The sequence below is a fragment of the Bacteroidota bacterium genome (assembly GCA_016713925.1).
GTDB lineage: Bacteria > Bacteroidota > Bacteroidia > AKYH767-A > OLB10 > JAJTFW01.
Genome location: JADJOH010000007.1, coordinates 1,198,227 through 1,215,699 on the forward strand (window position 1 = coordinate 1,198,227; position 17,473 = coordinate 1,215,699).

General features: G+C 40.0%; 12 protein-coding genes and 1 other RNA gene. All 13 read right to left on the reverse strand.

Going from position 1 to position 17,473, the window contains the following annotated elements:
• Positions 1–3: 3 nt before the first annotated feature.
• Complete coding sequence (locus tag IPJ86_13265) at positions 4–2,571, reverse strand: hypothetical protein (GenBank protein ID MBK7888214.1); 2,568 nt, start codon at positions 2,569–2,571, stop codon at positions 4–6.
• Positions 2,572–2,585: 14 nt separating this feature from the next.
• Positions 2,586–3,587: an ABC transporter permease gene (locus IPJ86_13270; protein MBK7888215.1), complete on the reverse strand. Its 1,002-nt coding sequence runs from the start codon at positions 3,585–3,587 to the stop codon at positions 2,586–2,588.
• A 9-nt stretch (positions 3,588–3,596) separates the two neighbouring features.
• Positions 3,597–4,475, reverse strand: a complete 879-nt coding sequence (locus tag IPJ86_13275; GenBank protein MBK7888216.1) for an ABC transporter ATP-binding protein — start codon at positions 4,473–4,475, stop codon at positions 3,597–3,599.
• A gap of 174 nt (positions 4,476–4,649) precedes the next feature.
• On the reverse strand, positions 4,650–5,885 hold the full coding sequence (locus IPJ86_13280; protein MBK7888217.1) for a hypothetical protein: 1,236 nt from the start codon (positions 5,883–5,885) through the stop codon (positions 4,650–4,652).
• Between the two features lie 419 nt (positions 5,886–6,304).
• A complete protein-coding gene (locus IPJ86_13285) occupies positions 6,305–6,553 on the reverse strand; it encodes a GIY-YIG nuclease family protein (protein ID MBK7888218.1) in 249 nt (82 codons plus the stop codon).
• Between the two features lie 764 nt (positions 6,554–7,317).
• Positions 7,318–7,714: a transfer-messenger RNA gene (gene ssrA / locus IPJ86_13290) on the reverse strand.
• A 464-nt stretch (positions 7,715–8,178) separates the two neighbouring features.
• Positions 8,179–8,880, reverse strand: a complete 702-nt coding sequence (locus IPJ86_13295; protein ID MBK7888219.1) for an RluA family pseudouridine synthase — start codon at positions 8,878–8,880, stop codon at positions 8,179–8,181.
• Between the two features lie 10 nt (positions 8,881–8,890).
• Complete coding sequence (gene panB, locus IPJ86_13300) at positions 8,891–9,706, reverse strand: 3-methyl-2-oxobutanoate hydroxymethyltransferase (protein MBK7888220.1); 816 nt, start codon at positions 9,704–9,706, stop codon at positions 8,891–8,893.
• Positions 9,707–9,745: 39 nt separating this feature from the next.
• Positions 9,746–10,951, reverse strand: a complete 1,206-nt coding sequence (locus tag IPJ86_13305; protein MBK7888221.1) for a hypothetical protein — start codon at positions 10,949–10,951, stop codon at positions 9,746–9,748.
• Between the two features lie 194 nt (positions 10,952–11,145).
• Complete coding sequence (locus IPJ86_13310) at positions 11,146–13,497, reverse strand: choice-of-anchor B family protein (GenBank protein ID MBK7888222.1); 2,352 nt, start codon at positions 13,495–13,497, stop codon at positions 11,146–11,148.
• Between the two features lie 158 nt (positions 13,498–13,655).
• The gene (locus IPJ86_13315) at positions 13,656–14,531 is read right to left on the reverse strand and encodes a 4-hydroxy-tetrahydrodipicolinate synthase (protein MBK7888223.1); all 876 of its coding nucleotides are present in this window, start codon (positions 14,529–14,531) and stop codon (positions 13,656–13,658) included.
• Positions 14,527–15,081, reverse strand: a complete 555-nt coding sequence (locus IPJ86_13320) for a hypothetical protein (GenBank protein ID MBK7888224.1) — start codon at positions 15,079–15,081, stop codon at positions 14,527–14,529. Before IPJ86_13320 ends, IPJ86_13315 begins: the two co-directional genes overlap by 5 nt.
• 190 nt (positions 15,082–15,271) lie before the next feature.
• Positions 15,272–17,296 carry an NAD-dependent DNA ligase LigA gene (gene ligA, locus IPJ86_13325; GenBank protein MBK7888225.1) on the reverse strand — a complete coding sequence of 675 codons (2,025 nt, stop codon included), beginning with the start codon at positions 17,294–17,296 and terminating at the stop codon, positions 15,272–15,274.
• Positions 17,297–17,473 lie beyond the last annotated feature (177 nt).

The window sequence follows — 17,473 nt, forward strand, 5'->3', positions numbered from 1 at the left end:
ACTTTAAAGCTCAGAAATCTTCTTCATATTATCCTCCGGAACGCGGTCAACGAGATAATAATAAGGATCAATTCCTGCCTGATAGGGTTCTTCTTTTGTAAACATAGTGAAGGACATTTCATTCTTATCGAAATGTACTTTTTCCAGTCGAAGTGCTTTACCATATTTTTTTCCCTTTTCCGGTTTAGCAAAAACACCCACTTCAATCCAATCATGAATTGCAGTTGATTTCTCTCTTCCGCTGGAGTCTGCGTACATTTTATCGGCTGTAACCTTAAAGCTCACTTCATACCCATCCTTCACTTTTTTAGAAGATGCTTCCAATACACGATTATGAAAGATGGTCATTTTTTTAAATAAGTCGGTGATCAAATATTTAAGGCTATCAGGAGTTTGTCGTTCCAGTCTTTCCACTAACTCATACGATCCCGGATAGGGAGGCTCCCTGTATGCGAAACTATCTACAAGATTCTTTAAAGCGATATTGACATTTTGATCACCGATCATTTCCTTCAGATAATATACGATCACGCTCGCCTTGTTATAATGTACATACCCTTGATTTTCCACCTCCATCAACGGGCACTCCTTCTCGTTCTCCGATCCTCTTGAACGCAGGTACCTGTCCATCTCATAGCGAAGAAACTTATGCATTTGTTCCTTACCGTACATTTTTTCCATTACCATCAGCGCGGAATATTGAGACATAGATTCAGAAAGCAACGTAGAACCTTGCATCTCCGGACCGATTACCTGATGCGCCCACCATTGATGACCCATTTCATGAGCAACCACATAGGTCACCATATCGATATCCTCCGGGTCTTCGAGATTTGCAATGAACCCAATCGCCTCAGAGTAGGGCATTGTACCCGGAAAGGCCTGAGCAAAACTTGCATAGCGGGGGAATTCAATAATTCGGGCCTGCTTATGTTTATATGGGCCAAAATGTTCTGTATAATAATCAATGGATTTTTCCATCGACATCAACATTTTATCAACGTTGTAGGGGTGAGCAGCATCATAATACACCTCCAGTTGAATTCCTTTATGCACCTTTTTTCGTATTTCAAATCGGGCGGAGAGAAACGAATAAAAATTCAAGGAAGGGTGATCCAGTTCATACTCAAAATAAGCCCGACCTTCCTTTTTCCATTGTCTTTTCAACGAGCCCGGCGCGATAGCAATCTGATCATCACTGGTACTGAAAATGGTTTTTACAGTTACCCAATCTGAGTTATTGCTGGTATATGTATTCATCCGCAAATTGGGATCCCTGCTGAGCTTAGGCATTCTTTCACGCGGTTTCAAGTCCTGCTTCTTTCGGTCTCCTTTATCCTGCAATTCATACCGTGACTGATAACCGATTTGGGGAAGAAACGATGAATTATTAAAAAAAGATCCGTTATCAACGATAGAGGTATTAGAGATTTCATTCTCTATACCATTAGCCTGATACAATGAAGACATATTAATTTTCATGCTATCTCCGGGAAGCAATGCTTTTTTCAAACCATAAATTTCAAAATCCCGTATAGTATCATTTAATACCAATCTGGCACCGGGAATAGAAATGGTATATTTATAATCTGACGGTGTGGTAAAGAAGATGGAATCAATAGCCTTATTGCTCTTATTCTTGATCCACTGTATGGATTGAACACTCAGTCTTCTTTCGGCGGGAAATAAATCGATAGTATATTCTATTGCAATGATGCGTGGCTGTGCAACATGTTCATATTTTTTGTACATTTTTTCATACTCCGATTGAAGTTTTTCAATCTTCTTAGCTGTGACGTAGGTATTAAGCACCTTGGTATTGTAAAAAAGAAAGGCTCCAAACACAACCCATAGCGTCAGTACGGTATAAAATACCGGACGAAGTTTCAGAAAACGATGCCTTGCCATTTTCGTACGCACTTTAAAGCTCAGTTCCCTGCCTCGCTGCCAGTATAACAATCCGACAACCAGCAACACTAAACTAAAGAAAAGCCAATACACTTCAAATGCAAGCTTGCCCTTTAAAAAAGGACCAAAAGCATACATATCCGAATAAATTAATTCAGGACTTGATCCATATTGAATAAGATTAGATTCCACATCTAAAGCAGGCCAAACAAAGTTATTGGCAATAATAAATGCGATAAATAAAAAGTAACCCAGGTATTTATTGTTCACCATAATATGAAAAAACACGGAGAGAGAAATAAATGCCAGAAAATTAATTCCATTTACAAATATCAATTTAGTGAAATACACACTTAATCTGATATCATCAAAGCCATGGATCAACTGAGTACTAATTCCAATCAGACAGCCAATAATTATTAAAGTTTCAATAACAAGCCACAAGGCAACGGTCTTCGAGATAAGAGGAATCCAGTCGGAGTAGGGGAGTGCATCATAAATGTCATTCACCTTGCTGTCCCTTTCTTTCCATACGATAGAGCCGGTATAAAAAGTTACTACGGCCAATAGAAAAATAAAAAAGGATCCCTCAATCACATCAATGACCTGATAGGTTACAGGGAATGCGGTTAATCCATAACCTTGCGAGGTGGCGAATGACATAGAGCTGATTAAATTCACTGCTCCAAAAGCATAATCACCAGAAAGGCTGTATTCTTCAAAATAGAAATCGTTTCCAGCCGGATCTGACTTAATAATTGACGAATAGAAATTCCGGTACTGAACGTCGGTTGAACGGAAAGGAGAGGTTCCCATGTACGTGCAGATGAAAGAGGAAGAGTGGCATCAACTTTAGCAGCCTTCTTCGAGCTACCCGCCTTCTCTGAAAAACTGAATCTATAATAAGTAAATACCATAACAAGCAACCCCACACTCATCCATATTAATCGATTCATCAATAGCAATCCTTCAAAACCCATAGACATGGTATTTCTATCATCCACTGTCCAGTATTTAGTAGCCACTGAAAATGTTCTCATCCCAAAAGGATCCAACATGGCTCCGAGAACTTCGCTATCGATGTCCCGAATCATATTTTGAGAAATGATGTATCCGACAAGCAAGCCTATGCTACCAACAAATGATAAGATCGTGTTTCTGGTGAGGGCAGCGATAGAAAAAATGATTGCACCGGCAAACAGTAAATTAGGAATCGCAAAAACCATGATCCCATGAAAATGTCCGCTCCAAAAGGTAGGTCCTGTCAATTCATCATCCAGCCAGGGCATAGCGGTTCCAATAAGATTTCCTACGGAGACACCGAGAAATGGAATAATGCTGATAATTATTGCACCAAAAAATCTCCCGAAAAGAAAATCTCTCTTTTTAATGGGAGTAGTAAAAAAAATCTGACTTGTTTTTTCACTAAAATCGCGAGCGGCTGCACTGTTCAGGAATGCTGTAACCATCAATAAGGCGATCAATGACATGACCGCATAAAAATTCTCTACAACATAAGGTGCATTCTTGTGCACATTACCCACACGTTGTCCAACGGTGATGGATTCACTGGAACTGGCACCAAAAATAAGCAGGGCATTTATCAGGAAGAAGATATAAACAATAGGCTGACGCAGCCAATAGCGCAATTCAAATTTTAGAATATGAAGGAACATCATCTTTTAAGATTAGATCGTTGAAGTTTGAAAACCTTTAATATGGGTGAAGAACACATCTTCCAGATCTGCCTGAACCGGATCAAAACCGGAGCCCGGAGAGCTATTACTAAACACATGCACCATAGGTTTTCCGGCCACCATCCGTGTAGATATTACGGGGTGCGTATCCGAAAACTCAGGAACTTCCTGCTTGGGCACCTGCTTCTTCCAAATTTTTCCTTCTACTGCATGCAACGCATTGTCAGGACTTCCGGCATACAAGACCCTCCCTTTATCAATAATGGCCATCTGACTACACAACTCTTTCACGTCTTCCACGATATGCGTAGAAAGAATCACAATAACCTGTTCGCCGATTTCAGAGAGTAGATTATAGAATCTATTGCGCTCACCGGGATCTAAGCCTGCCGTAGGTTCATCCACAATAATCAATTTCGGATCGCCCAATAGGGCTTGAGCGATACCAAACCGTTGCTTCATACCACCCGAAAAACCGCCGAGCGCCTTCTTACGAACATCCCAAAGATTTACACGCTTCAGCAAGTCCTCAACTACTACTTTCCGTTGTTTATCTATACCCTTTAAAATGGCTATATGATCCAGCATATCATAGGCAGAAACCTTTGGATAAACTCCAAACTCTTGAGGGAGATAACCCAATATTTTACGCAACTCCAGTTTATCCTTGAGCACATCCAGATCACCCAGTAAAATAGAACCGGAATCGGGTTCCTGCAAAGTGGCAATGGTGCGCATCAAGGTAGATTTTCCTGCACCATTCGGCCCGAGAAGTCCGTACATTCCTTTGGGTATTGTGAGATTAATATCCTGCAAGGCTTTCACACCATTGGGATAGGTTTTTGAAAGATGAGAGATAAGTAGTTCCATATGTTTATTTTTTACAAAGGATGAAGATAATAAAAACCATAAATAGAAATTTGATGGATCATCTAAAACAACCAATAGCAGGTATAAATATGTAATTTGGCTTTCTGAAGTGAAACCGCAATAATCACTCAGCAAAATATCTTAATTCACTAAATCCTTACAAATCTGAAATAATCATAAATCCTTTCTGGCCACGATTCCTTTAAAAAGAAAGCCCGCTTCGTTACTTATCTCAAGGAACACCATTGGACTTTGTAAATACGTTTCTTTCAAAAAATCAGAAGGAATGCAATCTTCACAAGCAGACAACAATTTACCATTTAAATCCTTCGCCAGGCAGTTCGTTAAGGTCTGAAAAATATCAGTAAGGACGGGAATTGAATTTACTTGTTTAGCAATAGCGGCGAGTGCAAGCAAGGTATTGGTTCCATCGTAATCAGTTTGTGACAAGCGGACATAGTGGTACTTTTTGTTTGGTGCGAACACATAGCTATATTCTCGCAACTGATTCGTTTCTCCTAAAGAACTTATATTATCCAGCCAGATCCAGTCCTGAGCGTTCTCTGAAACTTCTAAGGTAAAAAAATGATTTTGATTCTCAGCCGAAACACGCCAAATGGCCTTAAGCTGATTTGCATCTCTTTTTATTGAAAAGTCGAGGAAATCAACAGGCAAAGGATCATAAGTTGAATTCACTTCAAAGGCCACCATTACGAGTCTGGCTGCACTTGCAGTTGAGGTAAAGGTGGGATCAGAAGTAGTTGGAGAAGCCCCTGCCAGACGATAGGAAACGGCATAACAATGCTGAGAAAATTGTAAATCTGCCAGCTCGGTAAATCCGGTTCCACCGGAGGTAAAAGTTACATTATTTCTGTTGGTTGAGACCGAGGCAATGATCATGTCCTTATTATCAGAACTTATTGATGAGGCCAGAGACACTACAGTTGCAGAAGAAGCTGTAGCACTGGTAAATTCAGAAACAGGTGTTGACTGTAAAACTCCTGATAATAAAATAATTTGTCCGGAAATGGAACGGACATTTGATCCGCCGGAACTTGTAGAAATGGTAATATTGTCTCCTGTATGACTGCTGATATTGCTTTCCTTTAAGTAAAACGCAGCATTGAAATTCCTTACCGATGTACCCATGATTACAGATGTGATTTTGGTAAGTGTTTTATCACCCCAGGTAACCGAAGTCACGTCATCAAGACCGTTGAATTCAGCTGTAATAATTATTACGAGTAAACGGTTAGTACCACTCTGACCTGTATAACTGAAACTGGAACCGGAGCCGTAGGTTTGTTCTAAAATAGTAACCTGAGCAGGTAAAAAACATGGTGAAAACAGCAGCCCTAGTAAAAGCCCGTACAATTTCAATGGGTTTAGTTGCTGAATGACTAATTGCATAATTTAGTAAAAACAAATATGTGTCCATACCTTAATTACAAGAAAATAATTATTAAACTTTCTTACATTGTAATTTATATGTAAGGAAAAGAAAAAATTAGTTTAAAATCCATTTTATAAACAAAATATATTTTTCTAATTGTCTAAATTGAAACCTTTTCACATTCGTAAAAGCAGCACAAGGCTCAACTTTCATTGGCAATTAAAAAATATACAGTAATGCAATTTTCGAATATTGAATCTTCAAAAACAGGGGATTGGGGCAAGGTGATTCCCATTCGCAAAGAGCTTTACAAAAATATTGCAGTACAATGTAAAGCGACACCGGCACTTATCACCAATCATTTATTAAGAATACCACTAACAAAAAATAAAATATTCTCCTTCGCTAAAGCTTCGAAGGACGAAGACATCCTTCGCTAATGCTTCGGAGGGCGAAGACGTTTTTTAGCGAATGCTATTCCTGACCCGGATTTAAGGTACTTCTCGAATTCAAAGGCGGTGTATTTGCTTTTGAAAGCAATATACGTTTCGAGTTCCAGAGGCAACCGGGTGGATGTATATTTCACTTCACCAAGATCATGCTCCTCCAATCGCTTCTCTAAATCTGAAGTACAACCGGTGTAAAAAGTACCGTCATGGCACTTCAAAAGATAAACTTTCCACATAAAAATATTTTTATTTTAAAACAATTTTACTCAATTCATAATTAAACTTCGAAGGTCACAATTTTATTAAATATTGAAACTTCTGGTGTAGAATGATCAATATCTTTAGCATGTGGACCGCGTCCACCGTAGCCCCTCCTTCGCTAAAGCTTCGGAGGGCGATGCCCTAAATACTTATTGAACCTTCTTTTATAGATTACTATTTGCAGCTATCAAGTTTATTCCCCTAAATACTTATTGAACCTTCTTTTATAGATTACGATTTGCAGTTATCAAGTTTATTCATTGTGGACCGCGTCCACCGTAGCCCCTCCTTCGCTAAAGCTTCGGAGGGCGATGCCCTATATACTTATTGAACCTTCTTTTATAGATTACGATTTGCAGTTATCAAGTTTATTCATTGTGGACCGCGTCCACCGTAGCCCCTCCTTCGCTAAAGCTTCGGAGGGCGCTGCCCTAAATACTTATTGAACCTTCTTTTATAGATTACGATTTGCAGTTATCAAGTTTATTCATTGTGGACCGCGTCCACCGTAGCCCCTCCTTCGCTAAAGCTTCGGAGGGCGATGCCCTATATACTTATTGAACCTTCTTTTATAGATTACTATTTGCAGTTATCAAGTTTATTCATTGTGGACCGCGTCCACCGTAGCCCGACGAAGCTTTAGCGTTGTCTAGAAATTATAACACATTTAAAATTTGAGACTACTACCAGTTTTATTAAGAAAAGAAAAGCCCTCCAACGCTAAAGCTTCGGAGGGCGAAGGTGGAGTCGGTGGGATTTGAACCCACGTCCAGCCAGGGAATCAACAAGTTTTCTACATGCTTAGTAGCTACTTGAATTGTAGGGAGAGTGGTCGGTGAGTTACAAACCATTACTCTACTTAGTTCTTTTATCTCGTCAAACAGTCAGAACTCCGATAAGACCAGCCTGCCATTGTGATGCCCTGTTCCTCCGCCCGGCAGGCGGGAGGCAGTGGTAGAGCAGCTCGTCCCGGCTCCTGGAGCCGTAGATTAAGCTAATCTACTTGGTAGATTAGGCAGCAAGCGCATAATTGTTTTCGCCAGTTAGACGATCGAAAGTTGCGTTTTAAGGGACTGCTTCCAACGCCCTGCATGCTTACCTGCTTATTACTCCTCCTGTCGATTCCTGTCGACCCCATATATTAAGAACTTTTGCAAAGGTAGCAAGAATTATTCCATTTTGAAGAACGTCTTGTCATTACTCAATTCGTCTGCGACGATTTGAATCTGACGAGACGCTGGGTGGATCGTTCGCTGCGCTCTCCGGGGGGATCGCTTCGCTCGACTGTGGGAAGCGGAACAGTTTAGTAGTGCCTACTGCTTGGGGAGGGGGTCCCTGTGTGATCAAAACGGGACCTACACGGGACGGAGCGTCTGCCGGCGCGAAAGCCGGGTTGAATATTGACCGAACAAAAACAAAAGGGGGGGAGTTTCGCCCCCCGGGGGGGGAGGTTGGTGGGCATTGGATAACGAATGATATGAGAAAACGAAAGCCCAAAGTGGAGAGGCGTTGCTCCTCATCGCGAGCGAAAGTTCTCAAAGCATAGCAAGAGTCTAGCCTGCGACGGCCGAGCCGGAGGGTAGCCGGCAGCAGAAAACGCTTAGCTAAGATTAGTATTAAGATGAGCAGAAAAGTACTTCCACAAAGGGTCATTTTGAGGAGGAGGTGCGATTATTTCGATGGGTTCGCCGGAAACGGGATGGGTGAAGTGAATAGCCCTTGCATGAAGGTGAATCGAGCCGTCAGGATTACTGCGGTTAAATCCGTATTTCAAATCTCCCTTTATCGGACAACCAATATCTGCCAACATGACACGAATCTGGTGATGACGACCGGTATGTGGATGAATCTCCAACAGGTGGTAGGTATCAGAGGAGGAAAGTAGCCGGTAATCCAGCGTGCTTTCCAAAGCATCTTTCTTTGGCTGCAGGGAAGAAAAACTTTTATTCAATTTCTCATTTTTAATTAAAAAACGAGTCAACGAATCTGCGTCTTTTACCGGCTTGTTTTTAACTACAGCCCAGTACGTTTTTTTAATTTCCTTTTCTCTGAAAAGTTTGTTCATCCGCTCCAATGCTTTCGAAGTTCGTGCGAAGAGTACAATACCACTAACCGGGCGGTCTATACGATGAATTACTCCTAAAAATACAGCTCCGGGCTTGTTGAATTTCTCCTTAATATATTCTTTGACCTTTTCACTTAAAGGTACATCACCGGTTTTATCGCCCTGCACAATTTCACCGACCATTTTATTGATGGCGATGATATGATTATCTTCATAAAGTACTTCAGGAAAATCCACATCCTATCAATTAGTACTGTTCCAGTTCGCTCGGAAAATCTTTGGATTTTACGTCGGTGATATAATGCTCTACGGAGTGTTTTATGTCATCAAAGAGGTTCATATATCTTCTCAGAAAACGGGGATTAAACTCCTTATTTATCCCCAGCATATCGTGCAATACCAATACCTGTCCATCGGTTCCGGGACCAGCACCAATTCCAATGGTAGGAATCTTTATACTTTGAGAAACCTCTCTTGCCAGCTTAGCAGGAATTTTCTCAAGAACAATAGAGAAACAACCGATACTTTCCAGCAACACGGCATCTTCTCTCAAACGCGTTGCTTCTCCCTCTTCTTTGGCCCTCACTACATACGTTCCAAATTTATATATCGACTGTGGTGTAAGTCCCAGATGGCCCATGACAGGAACACCTGCAGATACAATCCGCTCTATCGCCTCTTTTACCTCACGACCACCCTCCAGCTTGACAGCATGAGCTCCGGTTTCTTTCATGATACGTATGGCGGAATTTAAAGCTTCCTTAGAATTACCCTGGTAAGAACCAAATGGAAGATCCACCACTACCAAAGAGCGACGAACTGCTCTTACAACAGATGCCGCGTGATAAATCATCTGCTCTAAAGTAATGGGCAGCGTAGTTTCATGTCCGGCCATGACATTACTGGCAGAATCTCCAACAAGGATGACATCCATTCCCGCTGCATCAATGATTTTAGCCATACTGAAGTCATAGGCCGTAAGCATGGCTATCGGCTCACCATGTCTTTTCATTTCCAATAAAGTATGCGTGGTAATCTTTCGAACTTCTCCCTGTGTTGACATTACGTGTGAGTTTATGAGATAATAGGTAATGAAAAGAAATTAATTTTCTTTAGGCAAAACGAATATATTTTTATCTTCAACCGGCTTAGAACTATTCTTATTGTCAGTCTTTGACTTTCCTATGGGCTCGTTTTTGATGATTGCATTCAAAGTTCGAATCGAGTCTTTTAAGGAAGTATTTTGTTTTGTTAATTCATCAGCTCTCAATTTCTCAGCCTTCAGATTTTTTGACAATGAAATAACGACATCACCACTTTCATTGCCTTTCACCATTTCCTTGTACTTATTCAAATCAGCATTTATAAGTTGGAGGGAATCAAAACTTGCATCCTTTTGTTTTATCTTTTTTTCAAGCTGTGCCACCCGGGTTTCATAACCTGCTTTCATCTTAATTTGCTCCATCTCCATGCCTTTAAACGAATCCATCCTTTCCCTCAAATCACTGTTCTCCTCCTGCAGTTTATTGAGTTGCGATTTCAAATCAATAATGGATTCTGCAAGCGCGATAAGATCATTCTCATTGGAATTGTCCTCCTTCGTTTTCCCTTCCTGTTGTGCCTCAGCCAAATTTTTATCGTTAGTAAAAATATAGACGAAATCAATTTTTCCCATCGCACCCGGACCGATTATGAATCCGAGGTTCCCTTCATTATATGCTATCTCAGAAAAGCTTAACAAAATATTATTGTTCAGATAGAGATCATACTTTTTATCAAAAGTTCTGACTTCAAAGAGATTTGCCATGTTTATGGGTTTCAACAGACTTGTTTTAGACCATCCGCCATCTTTTGGATTTCCTGTGAGATATTCGTACCCGCTTCCACTAATCTGTCTAAGACGATATTGTTGTTGTTGGTTGATTTCAAAAATAAATCCTCCCTTTCCACCGGGTTGTGCCATAAAAACACAACCAATACTACCATCCTGATCATTACTCTTGACCAGCTTCAATGAAGTTACAAATCTGAAATTTGAAAAAGGTTGGTCAAATTCACCGATTACTGCAAAAGGAGAGAGCTTTGATTTACGCTGAAGTATATATTCGCCCTCCTGCATAATGAGCATATTTTCACTGTTTGAAACTATCGCCCACTCCGTAGCAGAGGAGTCAAATGTCTCTTGATACAGCGGATATTCAAATCGCTCCAACACTTGAGCTTTAATTCCAACCGGTCGGGATTGCGAAAAAACATAAACAGGAAACATCAGATAAAAGAGCACAGTCAGAATGTAGTTTTTTCGCATTTCCATCTTGTAATCTACAAAGGTACAAATGCTATTTGAATTAGAAACCGGAAAAGCAAAATGCTCTTCCGGTTTCTAATTGAAGCGGTCTACCGTGGATTTCAATACGATTTCCCGATAAAAGGTGTTGATTTTTATTCAATTATTCAAATCATGTTTTGCAAGACCATCTATCTTCAAAATCTGATTTGAAATTAACGACTTTTGATATAACGAATGGCATCCAGAAGTTTACCCTCACTCATGATGGAGACAAGATAGACGCCTTGTGCCAGATTTTCAGTGCCATAGCCGAAAGCTCCATCAGAAGATAATTGTCCGGCATATAAGACACGTCCGGTAATGTCCAGAATCCTGATTTCGGGATTTCTGCCATTTAAATCTTCTTTCAAGCGAATTCGAAATGCACCATTACCCGGATTAGGATAGATGCTAAAGAGACTACCGCTTTTCACTTCATTCAATGACTGGGTGCCCTCTGTTACAGAGAACTTATCAAAACCACCTTCGAGATAATTTCCTGAAGCTGCCTTATCCGAAATGTATACCCGTAGTTTCATTGTAGTTCCCGGCGTAATGAAATTTAACACCCGGAAACTACTATTCACCCATGTACCCACACCGGGATTGGAAAAACTGACTGATTCAAGTTGTACGGATGCAACACCATTTTCAAGAGAAATAAACATAGTATCTCTGGAAGCCAGGGGTACACTTGGAGGACAAGCAAACCATCGTGAATAGTTAATATATGGATCAGCATAAGTACTTAGATCAAAAAAAGGAGAAACTAATTCTGTATAGCCATCGTCTACGTTATCATTGCTGGGTGAACCACCTCCGTTACCTGTTACAAATGCAAATTCTCCACAATCGTTTGAAACATCAAATCCCGGATTTAAGGGTATCGCACCCAAACTTGTCGCTACAGGAATTCCTCTTTCCCAATCACCATTTGACACGGTTGAATTTACCGTCCATCCCAGATCAGTGATAAAATCATCATAGTAACCTGAACTTAAAGATAAAACTACAGGCGCCTGACCGTCTACAAAAACACTCTGGCAAAATGAATTATGCCCCCAACTTGTGGCCGTAATATCCATCATCCCTGAACTTAACGTAGTGAAGCTGAAATTTCCGGAACCATCCGCGATTGTAAATGCAGTGTTGTCACCGTCATTTGCAAATACTGAAGCACCGGGAATAGGATTCCCGCTTCCTTGTTCTGTGACAGTTCCTAAAAGTACGAATGGAGAAAGAACTACGTTCAACAAAGTCAATTGTCCATTGGTTAATACTACACCCTGAAGTGTTTTTGTGATATAGCCCGGTTTTCTGAATTCTATATCAAATGTACCGGCGCTGGCCAGTCCTGTTTTAAAGTCTCCTGATAAATTCGTTTTGCTTTTTTTATCAGTTGGAAGGATGCTTACATTGACATTCGATAAGGGCAAGCCGGTAATAGAATCCGTAACATTCCCTTCCAGGTAGCAGGCGCGTACATAATTGGGCTCTAAAACATAAACACCGCCATCCACATCTGCGACTATGATATTACCACTGGGCAGATAGGGGGAGGCATCCCAGCATAAATAACTACCGGTTGGATAAGAGGCAATTTCTATGATATTATCGGGTCTTGCCGCATCACAAATGGTAAGTTGACTTCCATAACTTGGATTGATTAAAAAATCATTCAACACTCTCACATTATGAACTTCACTGGCAGGCATACTATCAGTAAAATATTCATCCACCAATTTTATATTTCCAAGATTACTCACATCAAAGGATCCCAATGGTTTATTGGGCAATTCATCAGTAGTAAACAAGAACTGAGAATTATCTGAAAGCCATGTATTATGACAAAACTGACCGGGAGTACTTTGAGTGGCCAGCAATACGGGATTTGTTTTATCAGAGATGTCTACGACACTGAACAATCCGGCATAAATCTCACCTGCCCACAAGGTATCTCCTCTGATGTAGCCGTCATGAATATAATTCAGATTATACTGTCCGACGTAAACCGGATTCCAGGGATCAGCAAGGTCAAGGATAACAGCACCACCGGCAGCAAGGCCGCCACCAGTGCCGAAGACATACGCATATCCGTCAGTGACCGCAATCGTATGAGCTGTGCCCAGCTGGTTGTTTATTAAACCATCTCCATAATAATGTTTAGACGGGACAGAATCCGGGAGATAACTAAGGTCAATGATCATCACACCACCACCACCTTCACTCACTGCATAGGCATACTTTCCGGCTGTTTTCACTTCTCTCCATAAACTGGACTGACCGGGCAGAGCAGGAACAGATAGAATCTCAATTGGGTTTGTCGCAACGGTTACATCGACAATAGCAAGACGATCATTCACACCTACCAATGCATATTCATTACCCAGCGAATCAACATAATGCCAAATACCGGCACAAGTATTTGAAGGATAGGGGAGATGACCTTTCAAATTTAAGTTAAACTGAGCCGTCGCAATAGTTTGAAGAAATAACAATAGCATTAAACTGTATACTTTATTCATAATTGTTTTGGGATTTTTGGTATTCAAATGTAGGTTTAAATCTCTGAATACTTACAGAAAATCCAATGAAATAATCAATAAAGTGTAAAAAAAACGAGATGGGATGTTGTTAAGTTATTCTGAAACAAATATCAAAAATTCGATTTGCAATCAAAATACTAAATTTCTTCCATACAACGGCTAATCTTTTGTTCCAATTGCTTTGAAATACCGACCAAAGGCAATCGAACAAAATCGTCTGTGATCTCCAATTGCTTGAGAACATATTTAATACCTGCAGGGCTTCCTTCAGCAAACAGCAATGGTATTAATGGTAATAAATCATAGTGCAATTGTTGTGCTCTTTTCATCTCAAACTTTAACGCATTACGAACCATTTCGGAGGTTTGCTTCGGATAGGCATTTGCAACTACAGAAATCACCCCATCTGCACCAGCCGCCAGAAGAGGAAGGGTGAGACCATCATCCCCGGAAATCACCAAAAAGCCATTAGATCTTTGACGGATAATAGACATAATTTGTTCAACATTTCCACTCGCCTCTTTTACTCCAATAATATTAGATTGAGATCCGGCTATTTCCAGCGTTGTTTCGGCCAAAATATTGGAGCCTGTACGACCGGGCACATTGTAAATAATTACCGGAACAGGAGCTTCTTCAGCAATTACCTTATAATGTTGGACAATGCCCTTTTGAGATGGCTTATTATAGTAGGGAGAAACGGAAAGGATTGCTGAAATTCCTTCAAAGTCAGATTGCCTGATTTTTTCAAGTATTTCTTGTGTGTTATTTCCACCAAGACCGAGAACAACCGGCAAACGGTTCGCATTTGTTTCCAAAACACAATCAACAACAGCCTTCTTCTCATTCATATTCAATGTCACACTTTCACCCGTGGTTCCCAGTGGAACGAGGTATTCACATTTACCTTTGATGATATGTTCAACCAAGCGGGAGAGTGATTTAAAATCAACGCTGCCATTTTTATGAAATGGAGTAACAATTGCAACGCCCGTCCCGGTAAGTTTTTTAATGAGCTGATTCATAATTAAAGGATTTTAAATAATGATTTACCTGTTCAACAAATTGAGAAAATGTTAATGTATCTGAAACACTCAGCATAAAATCATAAAACGGAACAGCCAGGCGATCGTACTTTCCTATTTTAAATCCGGCATTGGAGCTGGCAACTATATATCTGAAAGGGATACTATTTCCTGTATGTAGATCGATTAAAATATCAAATTCACGATGAACAAAATTTTTAACAACAGGAGCAATGGGTTTATAATACCAATTAAGGTCTTTCCGGGTAAAAAAATCAAGACCTAATTTTGAAAATCGCATCGGTGGCAACTCCTTATCATCAAAGTACCCTAGTGCGAGCACTTCTTTATGATCCTGCTCTCTCATCATCTTTACATACTTCCTTACCAACTCAAAATGTTTTTCATTGGTTGAATCATACAAAATGCCGATAGACTTTGCTTCTTCAAAAGAAACCAAACGTCTGTTATGACGATCGCTTCTATACTCCCTCAGAAACAAATACCGGCCAATTTTCTGACGGAATGATTTCTTCATTTTTACGTCTTTAGGGTATAAAATTAATAATTTAATAATAACATGGGAAATAGCTATAAATTGAACCAGCAAATTATAAACCTGTATTTAGACGTGGCATAAATCATTTATAAAAGTGAATAAACGCTGCTACTTATACTTTCATTAAAAGTTAACTTATTCTATATCATCAAAAAAACCATGAATAGCGCTAATTCCCGGACATTCCAATCAACTCCATAAAGGCCTCTTCATTCAATATTTTCACGCCAAGTTCAGTTGCCTTTTCCAATTTACTCGGACCACAATCACTACCGGCAAGTAAAATGGACGTCTTCTTAGTCACACCTGAACCAACTTTTCCGGCATTTTCTTCAATTATGCGCTTATAATCTTCTCTGGAATGCTTTTCGAAAGTACCGGTAATAACAACAGTTAATCCTTTTAAGATTTCACTCACTTTAAGGGTTTGTTCGCTTTCGGAAATTTCAAATCTTAATCCGGCATTTTTAAGCCGATTGATTATTGTTCTGTTCTTTTCGTCTGCAAAATATTCCAATATACTTGCTGCTATTTTTTCTCCCACTTCAGGAGCCTCCATCAATTGAAACGATGTGGCATGAGCTATAGCATCCATATTGTGAAAATGAAGTGCCAGCTTCTTTGCAACAGTATCGCCTACAAATCGAATTCCGATAGCGAATAATACTCTGCCAAATGGAACAGCTTTTGACTTGTTGATCCCATCAATAATATTTCCTGCAGATTTCTCTTTAAATCTATCCAGTTTCATAATAGCCTGCGCCGTCAGTGAATAGATATCGGCAACATCTTTCAATAAGCCTTTTGCAACAAACAAATCAATAGTCTCAGAACCGAGTCCTTCAATGTTCATTGCTTTTCTGGAAGTAAAATGTTCTATTCTCCCTCTAATTTGTGGCGGACAACCACTTTCGTTCGGGCAATAATGCTGGGCTTCCCCGTCTTTGCGAATAAGCTTAGTTCCGCATTCAACACATTCTTCTATAAATCTCACGGGTTTCGCACCCTCTTTTCTTTTTGAAATATCAACTCCGGTAATCTTTGGGATAATTTCACCACCCTTCTCCACAAAAACGATGTCCTCATAATGCAAATTCAGTTTTTCAATTTGATCTGCATTATGAACAGAAGCCCTTTTCACAGTAGTTCCGGCAAGAAGTACAGGTTCGAGATTAGCAACTGGAGTGATAGCCCCGGTTCTTCCCACCTGGTAACTAATGCTGAGCAGCCGGGTTGATACAGATTGAGCTTTATACTTGTAAGCAATGGCCCAGCGTGGTGATTTAGCAGTAAAACCGAGTTCTTCCTGTTGTCGGAAACTATTCACTTTCAATACTACGCCATCTATATCAAAAGGCAATTCTTCCCGGGCAGCTTCCCAATATGTAATATATTGAAACACCTCCTCTATACTTTTGCAAACACGTCTGTCTCCGGAAATTTTAAATCCCCAGGATGCTGCCTTTTGTAATGACTCTTCATGAGTTGAAAAGGGTAACTGATCACCATAAACGGCATATAAAAAACAATCCAGCTTTCTTCTTGCCACTTCGGCACTATCCTGCAATTTCAAAGTACCTGCAGCAGAATTTCGCGGATTGGCAAAAGGCGTTTCTCCAATATCCACCCGCTCTTCATTAATTTTTTTAAATATGGCTAGCGGTAGAATAATCTCTCCTCTGATCTCGATATTTTCAGGGTAATTATTCCCTCTTAATGTTAGCGGAATTGATTTGATCGTCTTTACATTCGATGTGACGTCATCTCCCTGTACACCATCGCCCCGTGTTAAGGCTTGTACCAGTTTACCTTTAGAATAGGTAAGGCCAATGGCCACACCATCAAATTTTAGTTCACAAACATACTCCAGCGACTCCCCGGCCAAAGTCTTTTCAATACGCTCATGGAATTCCCGTAAATCCTGTTCCGAATAGGTATTTCCCAGTGAAAGCATGGGATACTTATGTTTAACAGTTTTAAAATCTTTCGTAATGGTTCCTCCAACCCGCTGAGTGGGTGAATCGGAAAGTTGTAAGTCCGGAAATTGTTTCTCAAGTGTGATTAATTCGTCTAAAAGCATATCAAAATCTCTGTCCGAAATTTCAGGTTCAGCTAATACATAATACTTGAAATTATGTTCATTTATCGCAGCAGTAAGTTCTATGATTTTTTTTTCAGCTGATTCCTTGTTCATTGTATATTACCAATAGGCCCGAAAATAGATCAATCGGGTGAATAAGTGTGTCTTTACTGCTAAATTACAATAATTACAAAGATTTTACAGTGATTTTATAATGTTTAAACATATAATTTGTATAATTGGCATTCACTGTTGTCCGGTTAAAACAAAAGTCGGTTGTTCTGATAGTTG